This window comes from Kitasatospora sp. NPDC101157 (assembly GCF_044768255.1).
Classification (GTDB): domain Bacteria; phylum Actinomycetota; class Actinomycetes; order Streptomycetales; family Streptomycetaceae; genus Kitasatospora.
Map to the genome: position 1 here is coordinate 45,824 of NZ_JBIWPL010000024.1, position 22,000 is coordinate 67,823.

Genomic DNA, 22,000 nt, shown 5'->3' on the forward strand with positions numbered 1-22,000 from the left:
CCGTAGGGACTGCTACGGCCCTCGAACCGCGGCCGCGGGGGCCCCTCCCGCGCGGGGCCCGGCAGTGAAGTGGCCCGGCCGCCGCACGGCCCGCCACGACGCGACCGCCGGCACCGTGCTGGGCCTCGTCAGCGTCCCCGACGGGCTCGCCGCGGGCCTGCTCGCCGGGCTGAACCCGCTGGCGGGGCTCTACGGATACCTCGTCGGCACCTTCACCGGCGCGCTGACGACCGGTTCCTCCTACATGTGCGTCCAGGGCACCGGCGCGATGGCCGTCCTGATCGCCGACATCCCCCGGGTACGCGCACCACACGACTCCGCTGCCGCCCTGACCACACTCGGACTGCTCACCGGCGCCGTCATGATGCTGGCCGGCCTCCTCAAACTGGGACGACTGGTCCGCTTCGTGCCCCACGCGGTCCTCACCGGCTTCATCAACGCCATCGCCGTGAACATCGTGCTGGGCCAGCTCCCCAACTTCACCGGCTACCGCAGCCACCACGGCGCCCGCGTCGCGCGCCTGGGCGACACGCTCCTGCACGTCCCCGACTGGAACCTGACCGTACTCCTCACCGCCCTGGTGACGCTGGTGCTGGTGCTGGCGCTGGAACGCACCCGGCTCGGCCCACTGGCTCTCCTCGTCGCGGTCGTTCCGGCCTCGGTCCTCGTCTGGGCCGCCGGCTGGAGCGACGTCCCCCAGGTCCGCACCATCGCCGAGATCCCACGGGCACTGCCCGGCCTTCAGGCGCCCTCCCTGTCGCTCGCGGCGCCGCTCGCCGTCCCCGCGCTCGCGCTCGCCTTCGTCGGCCTCGTCCAGGGCGCGGCGATCAGCCAGTCGGTGCCCAACCCGGACGGCACCTACCCCGACACGTCCAAGGACTTCCGGGGCCAGGGCATCAGCAACATCGCGGCGGGGCTGCTCCGGGGCATGCCGGTCGCGGGTTCCATGTCGGCGACCGCACTGGTGCGCACGGCAGGTGCCCGCAGCCGCACGGCGAACATCGTCGCGGCGGCGGTGATGGCCATCGTCGTCCTGACACTGGCCGACGTCGTCGGCTACATCGCGATGCCGTCCCTGGCCGCCATCTTGGTGCTGGTCGGCGTGCGCACCTTCAAACCGGACCAGGTCCGCATGGTCTGGCGCACCGGAGCCACGCAAGCAACGGTCATGGCGACGACGTTCGCGCTGACCCTGGTGATCCCCCTGCAGTACGCCGTGCTGGCGGGTGTCGCGATCTCCGTCGTGCTCTTCGTCGTCAACCAGTCGAACAAGGTGACCCTCATTCGCTGGACCTTCGACGAGGAGTCCCCCTACCCCCTCGAGCAGCCCGTCCCGGACATCCTGCCCGGTGGGGAAGTCGTGGTGCTCACGGCATACGGAAGCCTGTTCTTCGCGTCCGCGCAGGTCGTCGAGGATCAGCTGCCCCGAACGGCGCCCGAGTCAGCCGGTGCCGTCGTCGTCGTGCGCCTGCGTGGCAAGGAGGACCTGGGCAGCACCTTCATCCACACGCTCCTGCGTTACCACGCGGAACTCGAAGACGCCGGATGCGCCCTGATACTCGCCGGCGTCGGCAAACGCGTGTACGACCAGCTGGAGCGCACCGGCGCACTCGCCGAGCTCGGCCCGGACAACGTCTTCCCCGCGACCGGCCGCGTCGGATCGTCCCTGGCATCGGCCCTGGACCGCGCCCGCCACCTGCCCCGGTGACACAGCCGGACGGCGCCCTCAAATTCCGGAGCCCGCGAAAAGGGCGTACGACCTGACCAGGAACAGCGCACCCACCACCAAAACCCACCCGGGGACCTTCGAAATCCTGCTGCCGCTCCAGGACCCGGAACTGCGCCTGCTGGTCTACCGTGCCGCCGACGAGGAGGGCCGCGCGGCCCTGGACCGGCTGTGCGCCCGGTGACGGTCGGCTCTGGGAGCCGGGCCGGGACGCCTCCGGCCATGTGTCCGGGGCCGCCGAGCGCACCCCGCACGCTCCGGCAGCGGGGGCGTAGCGATGGGGCAACGGGGCGATGACGCGGGCGGGGCGGGCGGGGCGGGCTGGGCGGGCGGCTCTAGGGTGCGTCGACGAGCCGTTGGATGGTGCCGGCGATCCAGTGTTCCAGTGCCGCGCTGTCGCCGAGGTCGTCACGCAGCACCCGCAGGCGGGCGGAGATGCCGAGGACGAAGGCGTCGATCGCCCGGGCGCGCGCGAGGGCTTCCTCCTCCGTCATCCCGTAGCCGAGCAGTTGTCGGCGCAAGGGCTCAAGTGATTCCCGGTCGAGGAACGTCGCCAGCGTCTCGGCTGCCTCGCCACGTTCGCCGGCGGCGCGCAGCAGGACGAGGAGCGGGTCCTCGCCTTCCATGCCGGTCCACCGGTCGACGATGCCGTGGGCCATCCGCCGTCCCAGGGAGTGCCGCGGGCCGTCGAACATGCGGTCGAGGGCGAGGTGGACTTCGGTGGCGGCGACGAAGAGGCCGTCCTTGCCACCGAAGTAGCGGGTGATCAGGTTCGGGGAGACCTGGGCGGCGGTGGCGATGGCGCGGACCGTCGTGCGGGCGAACCCGGCGCGGGCGAACTCGCGCCGTGCGGCCACGAGGATCCGTTCACGGGTCCGCGAAGCGTCTTTGGGCTGGGGCGTCGCGGTTTCCATTCCGTCAGGATATCGGCGGCCCGAGCATGTGTACCGCGATACACATCATGTGTATGGTTGTACACATGCCTCTTCCGTTCACCCCCGTGACCGATTCCGAACTGGACGACCTGCGCCGTCGCCTGGCCGCGACTCGACGGCCGCCCCTGGCCAGCGGACTCGGATGGAAACGGGGTACGGACGCGGACTTCCTCGCCCACCTGCTCGACTCGTGGCGCGAGCGCTTCGACTGGCGGGCCCATGAGGCCCGCATCCTCTCCCTGCCATGGGACAGCGCCGGCCCCGGCAACCGCACGCTCAACCTCGTGCACCAGCGCGCGAACGCCGACGCCCCGGCGGTGGTCCTGCTGCACGGCTGGCCCGACTCGGTACTCCGCTTCGAGCGGCTGCTCCCCCTGCTCACGGACCTGAACGTCGTCGTCCCCGCCCTCCCGGGCTTCCCCTTCTCGGACGGTCGGGCCCGGCCCGGGATGACGACCGCCGCGATGGCGTCGCTGGTGGCCGACGCGGTCAAGGCGCTCGGATACCAGCGCTACGTCGTCTCCGGCGGCGATGTCGGCGCGGACGTCGCCGAACACCTCGCCGCGACGCACCCGGACCGGGTCCCGGCCCTGCACCTGACGAACATCTCGCCGCTCCACACGGTCTTCGCGGACCGGTCGTCCCTGGGCGCCGAGGAGCTCGCCTACCTCGACACCGCAGCAGCGTGGCAGCGCGCCGAAGGGGGGTACATCGCCGAGCAGTCCACCAAACCGCACACCCTCGCACCGGCGCTGGCGGATTCCCCGGCAGGGCTGGCGGCCTGGATCGTCGAGAAGCTGCACAGCTGGTCCCACGTCCCGTTCGAGGAGGAGGACCTGCTCACCTGGACCAGCGCCTACTGGTTCACGAACACGATCGGAACGTCGTTCGCGCCGTACTCCGAACTCGCGCCGCCGGCACCGTACGTGGCGACGCCGACCGTCGTGAGCGCCTTCGCCCACGACACCAAGCCCGCACCTCGCAGCTTCGTGTCCCGGTTCGTCAACGTGCACGAGTTCGTCGAGCACCAGGACGGCGGTCACTTCGCGGCCTGGGAGCAGCCGCTGCGCTACGTCCAAGACCTCCGCCGGGCCGTCGCACTCGCGAACCAGTAGAGGTTCTCGACGACACCCAGAAGCGCACAGCCGTCCCCCAGGGACAACCCGCCCCGCCGAAGCCTTCCAACCCGTTCCCCCGGATCCTGGCCCTCCAGCCCCACCATCTCGACCGAAACAGGGGTGCGGCCACCTGAACCGCCCTGGGTTCAGTGGAGACTCGATTTCGTGTAAGGATGTGATGCGGGCGCGTGCTGCGGCGGTGGCGGCCAGTAGGTCGGCCGCCTCCTAGTGGTGGCGGGGTCACCGAGGACCAAGGCCGGTACGTCGTGTCCGTCGCACCTCTCGAGCCTGCCCGGAACCGGCTGGGCGGCGATTGCGGACCTGGCCTCGCTCTCCGCCTCCTGCAGACGGCCCCTGCATGCGGAGCGCCTGCGCCAGAAGGGTGCGTGAAGATCAGACCAGCGAGCCCGCCCCGTCCGTAGCGACCTCCCGGATAGCGCGAAGCTCCCGCTCGGCGTCCACCCACCGCAGCTGCTTGTACAGGTACCCAGCCGCCTCCAGCCGGCGGTTCGGCGGGTAGCAGGGCCCTTGCCGACGCCCACGCCACGCAGCCCGGATCCACCACCTTCGCCTACGAGTTCGCCTGGCGCTCGCACGCCCTGAACGGAGAACTCGGCGCCACGCATGCGGTCGAACTGCCCTTCGTCTTCGATCTGGCGCATCTCCCGCAACTGCGGGGCCCCGCCGCCATGCTCGGCCCCGACGAGCCCCCCACGGACCTCGCGGCCCGCATGCACGGGACCTGGGTCCGGTTCGCCTCCACCGGTGATCCCGGCTGGGACCGGTACGACACCGAACGCCGGGCCACGATGCGCATCAACGCCGAATGGTCCCAGGTCGACGACCCCCGCAGCCAGGAGCGACAGGTCTGGAGCTGACACCCGCCCGGCCCGGCCGAGTACGGACTCGGCCTCGCCCGGGTTGGTCCCGGCTGCCGCACGCATACCAGGACGTCGCGAGGGTGCGGATGCCGTCATCGACGCCCCAGCGCAGCCACACCGCCCCGGGCACCAGCGGGAAGTCGAGGATGGGGCGGCCCAGGTCCCGGTCTACGGGCGCGGGCCGGCTGCGGCGCGGAGCCAGCTCCAGCCGCCCGGGCGCGGTGGGGTTCGGGTCGGGGCAGGTGATGTCGGTCAGCGCGCGAGGCCTCCGGGAGTCGGGGACGGCAAGCGGGGTCATCAGCCGGCGGGACTTGGGCGGCGGGTTCGTCGGCCGCGAGGTAGGCGACGGGCAACTCGGCCAGTTAACGGGCGAGTTCGTTCGCTCGTGCACGGACCGGCGCCAGGCGGCCGGGCGTCCCACCGATGACCCGAGGAGGGAACGCCCCGATCCCAAGCCGGGACGGCGTCACAGCGGGGCACGGCACCGGGCGGCGCGGGCAGGCGGCGGGGAACCGCCGAGGCCGGTGAATCGGCCCGAACCAGTGCAACACGGCACTGCAACAACCCACCCCCGGCTTCCAGCCGCATAACGCCTGCTCACGCTCGGCACGGCCGAGCGCCGCACCCGGCAGGAAAGACGCCCGGCCACCCCCTGACGGCAGGCGCAAGAGGCGCGAGGCGGTCCTGCCACGCGGCGGCCGCGTGTTCAGCAACGGGCCCGGGCATGCCGCGGCCGGTGGACGTCCTTCCCGGCCCGGCCCGTGGCAGGGCGCCGGCGTCGACTGTGGTGGGCAGATGAGGGAGCGGTCGCGGCGACGGGGTTGACTCATGAGCCTCCCAGCCATCTGAACCGGCATCAACCGGGACAGATCCTCTGTACGACGCTGCCGTGGCCGGTAGCTGACGTGCGCCCAGGCGGCCGGTGGCCTGGAGGGTCGGCAGGGCGGTCGGACCGGTGTCCTCGGTGATTCCCTCCTCGGTGAGCAGCGGGGTGATCTCTCGCCACATCTCGTCGGCCAGACCGGTGTGCTGCCGGATGGCGATCAAGGCGGGAGGGTAGCCGGGCAAGCCGGCTCGTTGGATGGTGAACCAGGCATCCGGCTGATGGAGACGTTGGCCCACCCACCACAGGCGAGGGTTGCGGTTGCGGGAGGCGTAGGTGATTGGACCTGGGCATTCAGTGGTGAAAGGGCTGTCAGACATCTAGGAGCGGCGGGCGGGGGTCGTGTTCGAGGTCTGTCGTATTGTTTAAAGCGGGTCACCGGTTGTGCCCGCAGCCGGGCCCCGGCAGTCGAACAGGAGTCGTCCGTCCTTGTCCTCCCCCACCTCGCCCGAGGCATCCCCGCACCCCGTCCGTGTGCTGCTGGTGGAGGACGACGACCTGATGCGCGGCTCCTTCACCGTTGCGCTGGGGCGCTACGGCTACGAGATGACGGCAGCGGCGGACGGCCTCACCGGGCTGGAGCTGTTCCGGGACGAGGTGTTCGACCTGCTGATCCTGGACGTGATGCTGCCCGGCCTGGACGGGATCGGCCTGTGCCGCAGGGTCCGGGAGAGCAGCCTGGTGCCGGTGCTGATGATGTCCGCGCGCGGCGACGGGCTCGATGTCGTCGCCGGGCTGGAGGCCGGGGCGGATGACTACGTGGTCAAGCCGGTGGACACCTACGTGCTGGTGGCCCGCATCCGCTCCCTGCTGCGGCGGGCGACGTACGCGCCCGCTCCGGCGCCCTCGTCCGGGGCGCCGGAGGGGGGCGTTCTGGTGTTCGGGGACCTGGCCGTCGACACCGCCGGCATGGTCGTGTCCGTCGGCGGGGAGCCGGTGGCGCTGACGCCGACCGAGCTGAAGCTGCTGCTGGAGTTTGCCGCCCACCCGGGTGTGGTGCTGGAGCGGCACACCCTGCTGCGTAACGTCTGGGAGTACGGCTGGGACGGCGACAGCCGGGTCGTCGATCTGTGTGTGCAGCGGCTGCGTCGCAAGCTTGGCCGGGACCGGATCGAGACCGTGCGCGGCTTCGGCTACAAGCTCAGGCGCTGAGCGTGCGCGACTTCTGGCGGCGCCGGGCATCGCTGCGCTGGAAGATCGCCGCGCTGGCCGCCGCCACTGCCTGCCTGGTCGCGGCGGCGGTCGGGGTGATGGTGCACCTGTGGACCGCGCAGGACGTCCGGGGCCGGGCCGAGGCACGGGCCTTCAACGCGGTGTACTCGGCGATGGACGTCTACCGGCGCACCGGCGCGCTGGTGGAAGGCGCCGAGCTGGACCCGGCGGAGCTGCCCGCCGGACTGCGGCACCCGGCCGACGGCGACCGGCACACCGCGTACGACGGGCGGGTGGCGGGCAACGTCGGCCCGAGCTACTGGGCAGCGCAGCGGACCGGTGGGCCGGGCAGCCCGGTGCTGGCCGTCCAGGTCAACATGGGCCCGGAGCTGTCCAACCTGCCCAGACTGGACGTTGCAATGGCGGTCGCCTCGCTGCTCGCCCTCGCGGTCGCCGCACCACTGGCCGGCTACGGGGCCTCCCTGCTCGCCCGCCGGCTGGGGCGGGTCGCCGAGACGGCGGGGCGGATCTCCTCCGGGGACCTCGACGCCCGCACCGGGCCGACCAAGGGGCGCGACGAGGTGGCGGAGATCGCGGCAACGGTGGATGCAATGGCTGACAGCCTCGGCCAACGGCTACGTACCGAACGGCAGTTCACGGCGGACGTGGCGCATGAGCTGCGCACCCCGGTGGGCGGGCTGCTGGCGGCCGTCGACCTGTTGCCGGACGGGGAGATGGAGGACCTGATCCGGGCGCGGGTGCGGGACCTGCGAGGGCTGGTCGAGGACCTGTTGGAGATCTCGCGGTTGGACGCCGGGGCGGAGCAGCCCCTGCGGGCCCGGGTGCCGCTGGGGGAGGTCGTCCGGGAGGCGGTGGCGTGTACCGGCTTCGAGGCCGAGGTCTGGGTGAAGGATGCGGAATCGGTGGAGACCGATCCGCGGCGGCTGGAGCGGATCGTCGGGAACCTCGTGGTGAACGCCCACCGGCACGGGGCCGCTCCGGTGCTGGTCCGTGTCGAGGGCCGTACGGTCGTCGTGCGCGACCACGGCCCCGGCTTCCCCGCGGAGCTTTTGCGGGAGGGCCCGCGCCGGTTCCGGACGGGTGCCGCCGAGCGGGGCACCGGGCATGGTCTGGGGCTGACCATCGCGGTGGGGCAGGCGCGGGTGCTGGGCGCGGAGTTGAGCTTCGGCAATGCGGAGGACGGCGGGGCGGTGGCCACCTTGCGGCTGCCGGGCTGAGCGCCCGACTGCTACCGGGCTGCTGCGAAGCGGAGCGGGCGTTGATACGCGCTGGCGACGGCGACCGGTACGTTGCCCGGGCACCCTTCGAAGTGCAGTCGATTCGCACCCAGAAGAGGAGACAACCGTGAGCAGCTCCGACACCGCAGCTGCTGTTCGACCGAGCCGGGGCGAGGCCGCCCCGGTCAGGGGAGCGTGGGGCTTCGGCACGCTCGCCGTGGTCACGTCCGTGCTGCTGATCGTCGGTGCCTTCGCCGCGAACTCGGCGGCGGGGGAGACGGGGTAGCCCGCCGGGGTGCTCGGCGTGATCGGGCTGTTCATCGACGGGACGATCCTGGCGGTCGGCATGCTGGCCCGGTCGGTGGTGGCGAGGTCCGGGCGCCGGTGGACGCACGACGGAACAGGCCCCCTCGGCGATGCTGCGGCCGAGGGGGCCTGTCGTAGGCGCTACAGAACTGCTGCACAACGGAGCGAGCACTGATACACGCCGGGCCGGGGAGCTGATACGTGGGTTGGACACCCTTCGAAGTGCAGTGATTCGCACGTCGGACAGGAGCCCCCACATGATCGCCAACCTCCTCGCCCAGCAGACGGCTCCCGGGATCGCCGCCGCCACCGCCGACCTGACGAAGGTCTACGGCAGCGGCGACACCCGGGTGACGGCGCTGGACCGGGTCAGCGTCTCCTTCCGGGAGGGAGAGTTCACCGCGATCATGGGCCCGTCCGGATGCGGCAAGTCCACCCTGATGCACTGCGCGGCCGGGCTGGACACCCCCACCTCGGGGTCCGTACGGATCGGGACGACGGAGCTGGGCGGCCTGGGTGACCGGCAGCTCACCCGACTGCGGCGGGACCGGATCGGCTTCATCTTCCAGGCCTTCAACCTGCTGCCGACGCTGACCGCGCTGGAGAACATCACACTCCCGCTGTCGCTGGCCGGGCGCAAGCCCGATCGGCAGTGGCTGGACCGGGTGGTGTCGATGGTCGGCCTCACCCAACGCCTCGGCCACCGTCCGGCCGAGCTGTCCGGCGGGCAACAGCAGCGCGTCGCGGTCGCCCGGGCGCTGGTCGCCCGCCCCGCGATCGTGTTCGGTGACGAGCCGACCGGCAACCTCGACTCCCGCGCCGGGGGCGAGGTACTCGGCTTCCTGCGGGACTCCGTACGGGAGCTGGGGCAGACGGTGGTCATGGTCACCCACGACCCTATGGCCGCCGGGTACGCGGACCGGGTGGTGTTCCTTGCCGATGGGCAGTTGGTCGGCGAGATGGCGCACCCCACGCCGGACCGGGTGCTGGACGTCATGAAGTCCTTCGCCGGCTGAATCCGTCTCTTCTCCTACTTCCGAAAGCTGTTCATGCTGACCACAGCCCTGCGCAACGTGCTGGCGCACAAGGCGCGCCTGCTGATGACCGTCCTCGCGGTCTGCCTCGGTGTCGCATTCGTCTCCGGCACCCTCGTCTTCGCGGACTCCACCGCCGCGGCCCAGCGGGCCGCCGCGTCGAGGAACTTCACCGATGTCGCGGTGAGCGTCTCCGCGAAGGAGTCACCCTCCGCCCCTGGCCGGCCGAGCGTGCTGACGGACGCGCTCGCGCGCCGGCTCGCCGGTGTGCCCGGGGTGGCGGCGGTACGGCCGTCTGTCGACGGCAGCGCGGTGCTGAACGCGGCAGACGGCACGCCGCTGCGAGCAAAGCAGGGGATGAACCTCGCGGCCTCGTTCGACCCGGCGCGCTACCCCTTGGCCGAGGGCCACGCTCCGGCCGCCGAGGGCGAGATCGCCGTCGACCGGGGCACGGCGGCGGCCGGCGGTTTCCACCTGGGCGACACGGTCACCCTGGCCACGGACGGTCCCGCGCTCACCGCGCGCCTGGTCGGCATCGTGACGACCCAGGACACCCGGGTCACGGCCGGTGGCACGCTCACTCTCTTCGACCGGGCGGCAGCTCAGAAGCTGTTCGCGACTGCCGGGCACTACACCAGCATTGACGTGTCCGCCGGGCCGGGGACCAGTCAGTACGAGCTGGCCCAGCGGATTGAAGGAATGCTCCCGGCCGACCAGGCCGAGGCCACCACCGGGCAGGCACAGGCCGACCAGCAGGCCATCTACGTCGGCACGTTGACCCGCAGCTACCAGAAGATGCCGATGGTCTTCGCGGGGGTGTCGCTGTTCATCGGCTCGTTCCTGGTGGTCAACACCTTCACCATGCTGGTGTCCCGGCGCACCCGGGAGATCGCGCTGCTGCGGGCGGTCGGCGCGACCCGGCGCCAGGTGGTGCGCTCGCTGCTGGCCGAAGCCGTAGTGGTTGGTGTCGTGGCGTCGGTGCTGGGGTTTGCGCTCGGGCTTGGCATCGCCTCCGTCCTGCCGGACCTGCTGAGCGGCGGCGGGAACCAGTTGCCGCGGGGCCCGCTGGTGATCGGAGCCCGGCCGGTGGCCGCGGCACTGTTCGTCGGGGTGGGGGTGACGGTGCTGGCCGCCTGGCTGCCGTCGCGCCGGGCTGCGCGGATCGCGCCGATCGAGGCGCTACGTTCGGCGACCCGGCCCGCTGTGCGCTCGCGGCTGCGGACGGGAACCGGGGTGGGGCTGCTGCTGCTCGGCGTGGGCCTGCTGGCCTCGCTCGCGGGCTCGGCGAAGGACGCCTCGGAGGAGAACCTGCACAGCGCGATGCTCGGCTGCGGTGTCCTGGTGGCGGCCCTGATCCTGCTGGCGCCGGTGGTCGCGCCGCCGGTGATCCGGCTGACCGGGTGCCTCACCCGCCGCTTCGGCATCGCCGGCCGCCTCGCCCAGCAGAACGCGCTGCGCGACCCAAGGCGTACGGCGGCGACCGCCGCGACGCTGCTGATCAGCACGGCGCTGGTCAGCGGGCTCGCCACGATCGGCAGCTCGACCGGGCAGGCGCTGGACCGGCAGGCAGCGGACGGGCTCGGGGCCGACTACGTGATCAGCACCGGCAACACCATGACGGGCATCGACCCGGCGGCCGTCCAGCGGGTAGCCGGTACACCCGGCGTGCGGACGGCGAGCGCGGTCGCGGACTCCACGGCGGTCATCGGCGGCAAGGTGCGGGAGATCTCCGGCGTCGATCGGGCCTCCGTCGATCAGACCATGAAGCTCGACTTCCTGAGCGGCTCGCTCAAGGAACTCGGGCCCGGCCGGATCGCAATCTCCAGCAACGTCGCCCGGGAGACCGGGGTCGGCGCGGGCGGCCAGGTCAACGCCCGGATGGGCCGGGGCGAGGGGTTCACCAAGTACACCGTTGTGGGCGTCTACCAGGACAACCCCACCGCTCGCGACGCGGTCGGCGCCCGCGACGAGGTCCAGCGAAACAGCTTCAAGCCGGACTCCGTCCAGCGGATTCTGGTGCGGGGAGACAGTGTTTCCGAAGGCGCGCTGCGGACGGCGGTGGGCAACAACCCGCTGCTGAAGGTACAGGACCGCACCGCGCTGGTTCGCGAGGCCGCGGGGACGATGAGCGATTTGCTGACCCTGATGTACGGGCTCCTCTCCATCGGCGTCGTGATCTCGGCACTCGGCATCGTGAACACCCTGGCCATGTCGGTCACCGAGCGAACGCGTGAGATCGGCGCGCTGCGGGCCCTCGGCATGGACCGCCCCGGCGTCCGCCAGATGATCCGCCTGGAGGCCGTGACGGTCGCCGCATTCGGCACGCTGCTGGGCCTGGCGGGCGGACTGTTCGGCGCCTGGGCGGTCGGGGCACTGACAGGTGGCGCGATGAAGCAGTACACCCTCGTGCTGCCCTGGGGAACGCTAGCCCTCGTCTGCCTGGCCTCCCTGGTGATTGGCGCGGTCGCGGCCGCCGTTCCCGCACGCCGGGCAGCCTCCCTCAGCCCACTCGAAGCCGTCGCCGAGGGGTAAACACCAGACACGGGCGGACACCCCTCGACAACCTCGCCGGGCACGCGAGAGGCATCCCCGGACTGGCTTCCCGCATCACCCGACCCGTCACCACCCGTTCCCCACGGGCAGTGACGGGTCAGCCGTCGCACGAGCGCCGCGCCGCCGGCCCAGACGACGGGCCACGGCACGACACCGGCGCCTGCCGGGCCGGAGGCCCCGCCCCGGGATTCAGGTTGTGGCGGGAATGGTCCAGCGCGGGCAGGCGGGCTGATGGCGGTAGATCACGAAGACCGTGCCGCCGAGGGTGACGAACCGTTCGGTGCGCACCCGGCAGCACGGCTCCTCCCGCACTCGGGCCGGGGCGGGGATGCCGGGCACGGGCGCCTGCGGTGCGGGCCGCTGCGCCGCCGGTGCGGGCAGTCGGGGAGGTGCGGGGACAGCAGGTGGGCGCTGCGTGTCCAGCGTGCCCAGTGGCGCTCCCAGGGCCTTGGCGCGGGAGAGGCGCCGGCTGCGACGGGGTCGAGGTCGTCATCGACGCCCCCGTCGCTCGCACAGCAGCTGTCGTGGGCACGGCCGCTGTCGTCGCCCACGGGGTCGGTCGCCGCAGCGACCGGCGCAAGGACCGCCGGGACGACCGGGAAGACCGGGAAGACCGGGAAGACCGCCGGGACCGGCGCTGATCCCTCGCCTCACCGCTGGCCCAGATCGCCAAGGATAGGGTGCTGAGATCACGTACAGCTGCCGGCAACGGGCCGAGCCGGTGCCGCCGTATTCGGTCCAGGACTTGAGTACAGTCGTCGGCCCGGTCCACGGATGGTCAAGCCGGAAGCCCGGAAAGGACTCGGCCGAAGTGACACCTCCTGGCGGTCAGCTTTCGGCGTCTGGCCGGTCTGGCTGTCCCGTGCGCCATGACAGCTCAATTTCCAGCTCGATCTCGCCGTCCTCCAGCTCGACCTCGATCTCGGTCCGGAGTTCCTCCGGAATCCGCAACGTCAGCTTTCCGGGCCCAAGATCCAGCTCGGCCTGGCCACCGCGCCTGAGGGCCGCCGCCAGCGCGTCGAGCTGATCGGCGGCCTCGGCCCGCGACAACATGCGCTTCTGCTCGAACTCAAGATCCTTCACAAGTGCCTCCCGCACCGGTGAGAACAGCGGAGACGACTTCCATTCTGATGCAGCTCCCTCCCATCGGCCCGGCGACAGCACAGGCCCCATGGCCGCCGCCGCCCCTCCCCATGGAGGCGATGCTTCCGCTGCGCGCATGCGGCTGGGCACCGGGAGGTACATGCCGAGGCCCCGCGCTGCACCTGCGCGGAGACGGCACTCGCCCGTCCCGCGTGCTTGTGAGCGCGGCGGGCCCGGTCGCGCTCCGGTGTGGTGACCCCGGCCGGATGCGACGAATACACCGCCTGCGGCACCGAGGCTGTGCTCGCCCTCGCGGCCCGGCTCCGGTCGCGGCTGCCAGCGCTGCGGCGGTCGCCGGGGAAGGTGCCGAAGTCGGCTGCGGGGCATAGCCTGTACACGGATTGATCAACGCGTCGAACGATTCGTGACCGCTCCCTTCGGGAGGTTCACATGCTCGCGCTCATGCTGTTCATGCCACCCGCCCTCTTGGGCGCAGTTCTCCTCCTCGGCCGATTCGAGGAACGTCTCACCGACCAACTCACCACGCCGCGGGCGAAACCCGAGTCGTCCTTGGCGGGTGAGGAGGCTTCGCCGTGAAATTCGGCGGCGAGCCGCCGGTCTTGCTCCTTTCGACCCGACCGTGACCACCGCTGCCCGGCAGGTAGAAGATGGTCAGGGCGACCAGCACTCCGGACACCACGAACACGAGCCCTGCCCACCAAGCCAGTTCATGAAGCCGACCCCTTGGGCACATCGTTGGAGGTCAGGGCCCGGAGCTCGCGAAAAAGGAAGCCGTACGCCACGGCCGGGACCGGCACGCCCAGCACCGCCGCTGACAGCACCGGTAAGGCGCGGCTCCAGTGGCGGACGAGCGCCAGCGGGTCCTGCGGGCCTCGGCGGGCCTGGCGGCCCGGGGGTGCGGGGGTACGGAGCCCGCCGGGCCTGATCGTTCCCGGCGATCCTGCTTCGCCTTGCACCTCCGCCGGACTCAGACGCTGGCGGGGTTCGGAGCTAGCCCCCGACCGGCGAGTGGTGGTGCCGAGTGCCCGAACAGCAAAAGGGGGTGGCCGCGGCTACGAGAAGTCCTGGCCGCCCCGGGGAACCGCGATACTGCCTTCGGGTACGCTCATCTGCTCTCGCAACTCGGCCCCAGCGTCCCGCCTTGTGGCGTACCAGGCGCCGTAGCGGGATCCCAGGAAGGCGGCCGAGGCACCGTGCACCAGGACGCTCATGCCCACGGTCAGGGCCACCACATGGGTCAGCAGGTCCACCTTCGGAAAGTGTTCTGCGTACACGATCAGTCCGAACACCAGGGATGCCAGCCCGCGGGGGCCGAACCAGCCGACGTACGTGACCGTGACCGGGCTCAGGCCGGTTCCGACCAGTGCGACGGCGACCGGCAGCATCCGGGCGGCGGTCAGGCTGAGCACGGCGTAGACGAGTATCTGCCAGGTCAGATCCTGCAGCGCGGGCCCCAGGATCACCGCTCCGAACACGAAGAAGCTCAGCAGGGACAGCAGGAGCCCCAGGCGTTCGGCGAACTCGGTGACAGGACTGACCTCGGTTCCGGAGGAGACCGGGGCTTCCTGGCCGGGGGGCTCGATCGGCAGGAACGCGCCGAACGTCAGGCCGGCCACCCACACGGCGATGAAGCCACTTCCCTGCGCCTCGGCGGACAGCGGGTAGGCGATGGCAGGGACCGCGATGGTCAGCAACTGCCGCCAGCCGCGGGTGTTCCATCCGCGAGCAGTCGACGAGCGCAGCACGCGGGCGCTCAGGTAGCCCGCCGTGCAGCCGATCGCGCCGCTGAGCAGGAGCGCCCGCAGGAACGTCTCCAGCGGTCCGTGCTGCTCTCCGTGGCTGCCACCCGCAGCTGCCAGGGCGAGGAGGAAGAACGGTAGGACGAGCCCGTCGTTCAGACCCGACTCCACGCTCAGGCCGTGGCGGACGAGGGCGGGGACCCGTCTGTCGGCAACCGCCTGTTGGCCCAGAGCGGCATCGGTGGGGGCCAGGATGATGCCGACCAGGGCGCATTCCCATACGGTCAGACCGGGCAGCATCGGCCAGGCCAACAGCCATCCCGCCGCTATGGTCAGCGGCAGCCCGATCGTCAGAAGCCGCAGCGTCAGGAAGCATTCGACGCGCAGTTGGCGGCTGCGGATGGCTGCGGCGTCGGTGAAGAGCACCAGCGACAGTGCGATCTCCAGCAGACCTCGCACGGTTTCCGGGTCCGCGGCCAGATCGGTGAGGTGCAGGCCGAGCGGTCCGACCGCCAAACCCCCCGCGACGAACACCAGTGGCCCGGAGAACGGCGTCGTGGACAGACGACGGGAGACCGCCGCATAGACCGCCACCACCAAGCCCGCCGTGGCCAGTGCCCACGGGTTCATCAGGGTCTCCTCGCAGCAGGAGCAGACCGATGGCTCGTCCGCCGGCGACGATGCCCCTTCGCGACCACCGAACGGGAGACCCCCATGAGGAGCTCGCGATGACGGCGATGGGGCGGTCGGCCTCTGCTCGGCCGCACCACTGCGTACTGTACGTGCGGCATCGTCAGCGACCGGCGTTTCCATCCCTCGACTCGCGCCGGTGTCTGCAACCGGGCGCACGATGGAGGCATATCGGCGCCAGTGCCACCCCGGACAGGACGGCCCGTTCCCGGCGCAAGGATCGCGGGGATGTCGAGGCCGGATGTGGTGTGCGGGAGGCGATGGGACTCCCGAGGCGGACGACTTGCCCTCGCGGGGCGGTGCAGGTGCATGGCAGCCTGGAAGCGGAGTCTCCGAGCAGGTCACCCACCGGGTGACACGGTTGTTTCGGAAGGAGTCCAGGTCATGGCTGGCAGCGCCACGGGGACTGACCGCAGGCCCCAGACCGTCGAGCGGGCCTTCGCGGGCGGGTGGACCACCTTCGCCGCGATCATGCTGCTCTTCGGCGGCATCATGGCGGTCCTGGAGGGAATCGCCGCCATCGCGAACGACGATCTGGTGGTGGTCACCCGCCACTACACGTACTCGTGGAGCACCACGGGCTGGGGCTGGATCCACCTGATCCTCGGAATAATCCTGGTTCTGGCCGGGACGGCCCTGTTCAGCGGCGCGGCGTGGGCGCGCGCCGTCGGCGTCGTCGTCGCCGGACTCGGGATGATCGCCAACTTCCTGTGGCTGCCCCACTACCCGTTCCGGGCGATCGTTCTCATCACGATCAACGCCTTCGTCATCTGGGCCTTGTGCGCGGGCACGACCAAACAGGTGGACTGAAGCGGCCCGCGTGCGGCCCGGCCTGCGTCAGGTCGCGGGCCGGGCCGTGACGTCGAGGACCTCATTCACCATCGCTCTGCCGTCGGCCACGGCGCGGTGAATGGCCCCGCTCGCCAGGACGAGGGCACTGACGAGGATCCAGCCTCCCGGCACGCTGTCCACCTGGAGGCCGACGCCGCCCGACCGATCGCCCCCCGTCTCCGCCTGCGACTTCAAGCCGCCCGAGCTATGTGTGCCGCCCCTTTCACGGTGTGGGCGGCTCCAGCCAACGCCAAGCCGGTGACGCCCATGGCAAACCACTCTGCGCGACCGGTCTCGTCCACTGTTGCGTGAGGACGATCAGCACTTGAAGAGCCCGGTGACCGCGCCGCCCAGCCCGCCTGCGAACCCGCCGACGGCTGCCCCGGGAGCACATCAGAATGACCCGCTTTTGATCCGCTGTCCGTGGTCCTCGTTTCAGGTTCTGGATCACTTTCCGTGCTGACATGACTAACCGTCGCCGACACGATGCGGCGCTTGGCTGCGAGCACTGTGGCCGACCAGGTTGCAGGTATCCACGACCGATCTGGAGCTGGGCACGTTCACCGGCGTCTGGTGTTCTCGGCGAGGGCCCCGCAGCTTCAGACACCTGGTTTCACGCACGTCCCACACGTCCCGCTACCATCGGCCGACCGCAGGTGGCGACGGGGGAGGACGACATGGGGTTCGTGCAGAAGTGGCGGGCGCGCAAGACATGGGAGCTGCACCAGGAGGCACTTCGCCTACTGAATCAGGGACGTGCGCGGGATGCCGAGCCCGTGATCGGCAAGGCGGTCGACATCCGGTCGGCCACGCTCGGCTCCGACGCCGCAGACACTCTGGAGAGCCGAGTGGTTCGGGCGAACGTGCTGCGTCGTCTCCAACGTCACGACGAGGCGGAGGCCGAGGGACGTGAGGTACTGAGGCTGGTCGGCGACGGAGCAGGCCCGCTGATGACCGCGTGCCAGGCCCGGCTGCTGATCGGCCAGGTCTGCCTGAACACCGGCCGGGCCGAGGAAGCCCAGACGGAGGCGGCCGCGGCTCTGGAACTCGCGGGCCGCCACGACGATGAGCGCCTTCGCCACGCAGCCAGGGACTTCCACGCGCGGGTGCTCAACGTCCTGGGCCGCCACTCCGAGGCGGTGGCGGAGTGGGGCGCGATCGCCGCAGACGTGGCCGCCAGTTCGGGTGGCCGCAGCATCGGCGCGCTCAAGGCTCGGTCCGATCGAGCCCAGACCCTCGTCTATCTCGGCCGGTACGAGGAAGCCGAGGAGGAATGCCGGATACTGATCGACGTCGCGTCCGCCACGCAGCACCGCGTGCCGCTGGGGCTCGCGGTGCTCAACGCCCTCGTGCTGGCACTCGTCATGAACGGCCGGGCCGTCGAGGCGGAAACTGAAGCACGTACCGCCGTCGAGTTCGCGGAGTCGGCCAAGGGCATGGACGCCCGGTTCCTCCTGACGGCCCGGCTGGGCCTGGCCCGGGCCCTGAACGCGCAGGACCGGTACGACGAAGCCCTGTCGGTGCTCCGGTCGAGCACCGACCTCCTCCCAGGAAATCTCGGCACCGAAGAGGAACTCGCGGCGGCACTTCACCTCGTCACGGCGACCGCGTTGCTCGGCCTGGGCCGGGACGCTACGGCCCCCGTCCACGAGGCCCTCGCTACCTGCGGTCGCATCCTCGGCCCTTATCACCACCGCGCGTTGGAGGTCGGCACCCTCCACGGCCGGGTCCTCGCCGCGGAGGGCCGGACCGCCGACGCACTGAAGCGGCTCACCGCCAACACCGCCGACTGGCGCGAACACTTCGGAGACGGCCACCCCGGCACCTGGGCGGCGCAGGAGGCCCTGGCCCACGTCTCGTCGGCGTCGTGAACCGACCCGGAGATCCGCGCCGGTGATGGTGTTCTTGGCGCAGTCGAGGGACCAGGAGCGCCCCGGCCCCACCCACCAACGCGGCCGACACCAGCCGGACGCCAGGAAGAAAAAGCCCAGCGCAGCGACCGGACACACCGACCAACGCCCCCACCACCCACCACAACGATTAGGCAGGGGCCCAGGACGGTAAGTCGAGGTGGGGAATTCGGCCGGGCACCCCCGGTGAGCAGCACAAACAGGCAGCAAGCGGGACGGGCGGCGGGTCGCCGAACCGAACCACGAACCGAACCCCCAGCCGAACAGCGGCGCCTGCCACGTCCGACGGCGGCGACACGCCCCAGACCGGCCGGCGCCCGGGACATCGGCAACGTCCGCGCGCACCGGCCGAACTCGAACCCGTCCACGCGTGCCCGCCCAGCCCCGAGCTACCCTGCCTGACTCCCCCGGCTCCGCTGGCAGCCCGGCTGCTGGTGCAGCCACGCCCGGGCGGCCGCCAGCACCCGGTCCCGACCGCCGCCCACGGCCGCGGTGGGCTCGTTGACCACCTCTTCGTCAGGAGGGATCGGAGCGTCGTACGTGCGGCCGGCGCGGTCGACGTCATCGGCGCTGGTAAGGACCATGACCGCTCCGTCGGACAGGTGGTAAACCATGTTCCCGGTGGGAACGCCGTAGGTCGGCTCACCGAAGAAGCGGGTGTCGGCACGGCCGCGGAAGGCGACCGCGACCGCCTCGCCGGAACTGCCGGTCCGGTGGCCGGTCAACACGGCCACAGGCGCGGCGCTGCGGGTGATCGGTTCGCTGTCCGTCCAGCCCACGGGCTCGCCGTCCGCGTAGGCGTTGCCGTGCTGGATGGACCACGTCGAGCGGTTGCCGTCGGCGTCCACCAAGCCCCCCGCCGGTCCGTCGCCCAGTACCGGCCCCACGACTGCCAGCATCGGCCGCAAGCTCCCTCCGCGGTCGTCGCGCAGGTCCACGATCCAGCCGCAGGCGCCGGCGCCGTCGGCCGTCGCAACTGCCGCCCGGCCCTGTCGCACATATGCGTCGTAGGTCTGCTGAGTGCCCTGGACCTGCGGCAGCGAGACGTAGCCGAGGCCGTCGTCCAGAGCGCGGCCCATCAGGCCCTCGAAAGATAACGTGGTGGTTCCGTACCTCGCCCCGGACTGTTGCGGATTGAGGAAGAAGCTGTGTCCGTCGCCCAGGGAGTTCAGCGCCCAGGCGATGACCCCGTACGTGTCGGACGCCGTCCGCGCTCCGTGCGCCTGGTCCAGCGCCCGCCGTCGCAGTAGGGCCCAGTCCACGTGGTGGCGCAGGACGGAGTGCTGCTCCATCAGGTCCAGCGTCATCGTCAGGTAGGTCCGGGCCGCAGGCGACATGGCGTCGTCCTGGGCCTGCGACAGTCCGCTCGCGGACCCGGCCACCGGCAACAGGACCCCCACAGCCGCCCCCAGGGCAGCCAGGCGCAGCGAACGTTTCCATGTCATGCGATTCCCCCCGGCGTCGCCCCACGGCGTCGCGGGGCATGCACCACTGTAGGACCGGGCGGGCAGCCGGGCCCAGCGCTGGACAACCGCACCGTCCCGACAGACCGAACCCCACCCGGCCTCTGCAGCGAACCACGAACCGAACCCCCGGCCGAACAGCCGGACGGCATCGGCAGCGGGTCCGTCTCCGACACCTCGGGAAACCGGTGTTCCCGGCGCAGCTCACCAAGCAACTTGCGCTCCTCGTCCGTGGGGCCCGGGTTCTCTTCCCGGGCCCATGCGGCAGACAAGACCCGCCGGTAGCGGTGGATGTCGGCCGGCCGGTGCCCCCGCCCGCGGTCGTGGGCCTCACTGCACACCGGCCACGGTTCGTTCGCCGGCCACAGCATCGGACCGCCCACCGAACTGCCCGACACCGTCGGGCTGCCCGGCCGCGGGTGCAGGCGCGTCGTCGTACCACGGTAGGCGGCCAGTTCCGGGAAGAGCACCTCGACATCGAGCGGGCGCGGGGGCGTGGTCCTCGTCATGGAACGCGACCCTAGACAACTGACGGCCTCGTCCAGCGAGCACCCCCGGCAGCAAACTCTCCATGGCGGCGCTGCTCTCGAAACCCGTGAACATTTCGAATCCCTCGCGGACGTCGGCTGCCTCCCAAACCGGTGTACATCCGCTCTCGTTCTCGCAGACAGAGCCAGCCGGGATTTCGACGCGCGAGGTAACAAGAGCGTCGGCGACGGCGTCCTGGTGGTGCTCGGCCCGCCGGCGCCGGTAGGCCTTCGAGGAACAGGCCCGGCCGCAGTCGGGGCGGTGAGGTCGCGCAGGCAGACCACTCCGGAGGCGGCAGCTCCATGCCCACCGGCCAAGACGAGCCAGGAGAGGCCGGGGAAGGGGCCTGCCAGCCTCTCGGTCGAAGTTGTCCGGCAGCGCCTGCCACCCGAGCAGGTGCTGGCCGAACCTGCGGCGCCGGAACGATGGGCGGCGCGGGGTGCGCCGAGACGGCACGGTGCAGGCGGAGCGCAGCGGGGCCGAGAGGGCGGGGCGCAGCCCCACCCCCCGAGGCCTCTCCCGAGGCGGTGTACCACCTCCTGGACGGCGGCCTGACGGCCAGCCACACCCGCACTCCGGCCCCTATGCCAGGACGGCGCCGAGGGCGGCATTGGGACGGCTTGGCGGGCGGCCGCGGCGAGGCGGCCGCCTCGGCTCCATGCCACGCGCGAGGCATCCCCCACCACAGGCCGACGGCCGGCTGGAACAACAGATGGCCTGTGTCCGTTGCCGGGCGATCCTGACTGGTGGACTCAGGGGTGGCTCGCTACAGGAGGGAGTAGGTCTGGTACTTGCCCTGTAGGGATGAGGCGGCCGCGTTGGCCACGTCGGCCCGGGGGCTGGCTGCGCACTCCTGGAGGAACTCTCGGACGCGAGGGCCCGTCCATCCCGCTGCGGCTGCCGCAGCCCAGAATCGGAGGCCGTCGTGAGGATCCAGGGGGCCAAGGAAGTCGAGGACATGGCCGATCGTGGCCGCATCCAAAGGGAGTCGCTGCATGGCGACGGCGCGCAGGGCGCCGTCGGCGAGCATCGGAGTGCCGGCGCCCAGACACCAGAGCAGTGAATCGGCTGTGCCTTCAGGCGGGCTCAGCCGGACAATGGCCTCGCCGAGCGCGACGTACACCATGGTGGCCTCGAAGGGGTGCTGGGCGAGTTCACGGAGTAGACCGAGGGCGGGCCGGTGGCCGCACATGCCGAGGGCCATGACGATCTGGTACTGGGTCTCCCATGTGCGGGCGTCACGAACCTCCCGCCGGAGGGCTTCCAGCAGCGCTGGGCCCGCAGCCGGGTCGGCAAGCCGGCGCAAGCGCGACGCGGCGGAACGCCGCTTGGGAGAGAGCCGGTGACCAAGCTGCGCCACGGCTTCATCCAACGTCAGCGCCATCCTGGCCCCCTTTCTCGGCGACTCCGTCCTTCAGCGCCAACGTATGCCCTTGCTCTGACAAGGCAGCTCGGCTCCGCACGGTGGGGCGGGGCGGGACGCAGCACGACGTCGACCAGGACGATCACCAAGGCCGGCGGGCAGGACGGCGGCGAGGCGGACACGGGACAGCCGGCTCATGGCCGGCCACCAACGACCAGGAGCAGCGACCCAAGCGACCCGCACAGCCGCCAGGACGGACGGCGGCCCGGACGTCAGCACGATGGGACGCGCGAGCCGCCCCCAGGCCAACGTCGGCACAGCCGCGAGCAGCGGGCAGTGAAAGGCCGGCGGACCGGGCCCAGGACAACGACCAGCGCGGCCAGGACCACTGGGGTGGGCGGTCCTGGCAGACCGGCTGGCAGGCCGACAGCCAGGCGGCCGGGGGATCCCCCGCGTTCCAGATTTCTGGAACACACCGCCCCACGCGGCCAGACCGGACGGCAGCGAGCAGCACGACACCGAGCAGGACGGAACCGGACCAGCGGG

14 protein-coding genes and 2 pseudogenes are annotated in these 22,000 nt (G+C 71.4%); 10 read left to right on the forward strand and 6 right to left on the reverse strand.

What is annotated here, in order from left to right:
• Positions 1-64: 64 nt before the first annotated feature.
• Positions 65-1,708, forward strand: coding sequence for a SulP family inorganic anion transporter (locus tag ACIRVF_RS33530; RefSeq protein ID WP_402826430.1), 1,644 nt, complete (start codon positions 65-67; stop codon positions 1,706-1,708).
• 353 nt (positions 1,709-2,061) lie between these two features.
• On the opposite strand, the gene ACIRVF_RS33535 is transcribed toward ACIRVF_RS33530, so the two are convergent.
• Complete coding sequence (locus ACIRVF_RS33535) at positions 2,062-2,640, reverse strand: TetR/AcrR family transcriptional regulator (RefSeq protein WP_402826433.1); 579 nt, start codon at positions 2,638-2,640, stop codon at positions 2,062-2,064.
• Between the two features lie 65 nt (positions 2,641-2,705).
• Here ACIRVF_RS33535 and ACIRVF_RS33540 point away from each other — a divergent pair, with 65 nt between their 5' ends.
• From ACIRVF_RS33540 to ACIRVF_RS33570, 7 genes and pseudogenes are all read left to right on the forward strand, one after another.
• A complete protein-coding gene (locus ACIRVF_RS33540; protein WP_402826435.1) occupies positions 2,706-3,776 on the forward strand; it encodes an epoxide hydrolase family protein in 1,071 nt (356 codons plus the stop codon).
• Between the two features lie 515 nt (positions 3,777-4,291).
• Positions 4,292-4,657, forward strand: a pseudogene (locus tag ACIRVF_RS33545) (carboxylesterase family protein); the annotation flags it as partial.
• A gap of 1,315 nt (positions 4,658-5,972) precedes the next feature.
• Entirely contained in the window at positions 5,973-6,695 is a 723-nt protein-coding gene (gene cseB, locus ACIRVF_RS33550; RefSeq protein ID WP_402826437.1) for a two-component system response regulator CseB, read from the forward strand.
• Positions 6,696-6,697: 2 nt separating this feature from the next.
• Entirely contained in the window at positions 6,698-7,933 is a 1,236-nt protein-coding gene (locus ACIRVF_RS33555) for a sensor histidine kinase (RefSeq protein ID WP_402826440.1), read from the forward strand.
• A 127-nt stretch (positions 7,934-8,060) separates the two neighbouring features.
• Positions 8,061-8,219 (forward strand): hypothetical protein, encoded by a 159-nt coding sequence (locus tag ACIRVF_RS33560; RefSeq protein WP_402826443.1) that lies wholly within the window; start codon positions 8,061-8,063, stop codon positions 8,217-8,219.
• A 277-nt stretch (positions 8,220-8,496) separates the two neighbouring features.
• Positions 8,497-9,255 (forward strand): ABC transporter ATP-binding protein, encoded by a 759-nt coding sequence (locus ACIRVF_RS33565; protein ID WP_402826445.1) that lies wholly within the window; start codon positions 8,497-8,499, stop codon positions 9,253-9,255.
• A gap of 33 nt (positions 9,256-9,288) precedes the next feature.
• The gene (locus ACIRVF_RS33570; RefSeq protein ID WP_402826448.1) at positions 9,289-11,805 is read left to right on the forward strand and encodes an ABC transporter permease; all 2,517 of its coding nucleotides are present in this window, start codon (positions 9,289-9,291) and stop codon (positions 11,803-11,805) included.
• An 849-nt stretch (positions 11,806-12,654) separates the two neighbouring features.
• Here the strand turns inward: ACIRVF_RS33570 and ACIRVF_RS33575 are convergent.
• A complete protein-coding gene (locus ACIRVF_RS33575) occupies positions 12,655-12,909 on the reverse strand; it encodes an amphi-Trp domain-containing protein (protein ID WP_402826451.1) in 255 nt (84 codons plus the stop codon).
• A gap of 1,073 nt (positions 12,910-13,982) precedes the next feature.
• Positions 13,983-15,299, reverse strand: coding sequence for a cation:proton antiporter (locus ACIRVF_RS33580; protein WP_402826454.1), 1,317 nt, complete (start codon positions 15,297-15,299; stop codon positions 13,983-13,985).
• Positions 15,300-15,743: 444 nt separating this feature from the next.
• On the opposite strand from ACIRVF_RS33580, the gene ACIRVF_RS33585 reads away from it, so the two are divergent.
• Both ACIRVF_RS33585 and ACIRVF_RS33590 read left to right on the forward strand, forming a co-directional pair.
• A complete protein-coding gene (locus tag ACIRVF_RS33585; RefSeq protein ID WP_402826456.1) occupies positions 15,744-16,169 on the forward strand; it encodes a hypothetical protein in 426 nt (141 codons plus the stop codon).
• Between the two features lie 698 nt (positions 16,170-16,867).
• The gene (locus ACIRVF_RS33590) at positions 16,868-18,061 is read left to right on the forward strand and encodes a tetratricopeptide repeat protein (protein WP_402826458.1); all 1,194 of its coding nucleotides are present in this window, start codon (positions 16,868-16,870) and stop codon (positions 18,059-18,061) included.
• A gap of 428 nt (positions 18,062-18,489) precedes the next feature.
• On the opposite strand, the gene ACIRVF_RS33595 is transcribed toward ACIRVF_RS33590, so the two are convergent.
• The 3 genes and pseudogenes from ACIRVF_RS33595 to ACIRVF_RS33605 form a co-directional block, all read right to left on the reverse strand.
• Positions 18,490-19,545, reverse strand: a complete 1,056-nt coding sequence (locus ACIRVF_RS33595) for a S41 family peptidase (protein WP_402826461.1) — start codon at positions 19,543-19,545, stop codon at positions 18,490-18,492.
• Positions 19,546-19,712: 167 nt separating this feature from the next.
• Positions 19,713-20,072 (reverse strand): annotated as a pseudogene (locus ACIRVF_RS33600) (hypothetical protein); the annotation flags it as partial.
• A 785-nt stretch (positions 20,073-20,857) separates the two neighbouring features.
• A complete protein-coding gene (locus ACIRVF_RS33605; RefSeq protein WP_402826464.1) occupies positions 20,858-21,475 on the reverse strand; it encodes a HEAT repeat domain-containing protein in 618 nt (205 codons plus the stop codon).
• Positions 21,476-22,000 lie beyond the last annotated feature (525 nt).

Coding starts and splice junctions, on each gene's coding strand:
- ACIRVF_RS33540 (WP_402826435.1), top strand. CDS start 2,706: ATGCCTCTTCCGTTCACCCCCGTGACCGATTCCGAACTGGACGACCTG.
- ACIRVF_RS33570 (WP_402826448.1), top strand. CDS start 9,289: ATGCTGACCACAGCCCTGCGCAACGTGCTGGCGCACAAGGCGCGCCTG.
- ACIRVF_RS33605 (WP_402826464.1), bottom strand. CDS start 21,475: ATGGCGCTGACGTTGGATGAAGCCGTGGCGCAGCTTGGTCACCGGCTC.
- ACIRVF_RS33595 (WP_402826461.1), bottom strand. CDS start 19,545: ATGACATGGAAACGTTCGCTGCGCCTGGCTGCCCTGGGGGCGGCTGTG.
- ACIRVF_RS33535 (WP_402826433.1), bottom strand. CDS start 2,640: ATGGAAACCGCGACGCCCCAGCCCAAAGACGCTTCGCGGACCCGTGAA.
- ACIRVF_RS33580 (WP_402826454.1), bottom strand. CDS start 15,299: ATGAACCCGTGGGCACTGGCCACGGCGGGCTTGGTGGTGGCGGTCTAT.
- ACIRVF_RS33585 (WP_402826456.1), top strand. CDS start 15,744: ATGGCTGGCAGCGCCACGGGGACTGACCGCAGGCCCCAGACCGTCGAG.
- ACIRVF_RS33590 (WP_402826458.1), top strand. CDS start 16,868: ATGGGGTTCGTGCAGAAGTGGCGGGCGCGCAAGACATGGGAGCTGCAC.
- ACIRVF_RS33565 (WP_402826445.1), top strand. CDS start 8,497: ATGATCGCCAACCTCCTCGCCCAGCAGACGGCTCCCGGGATCGCCGCC.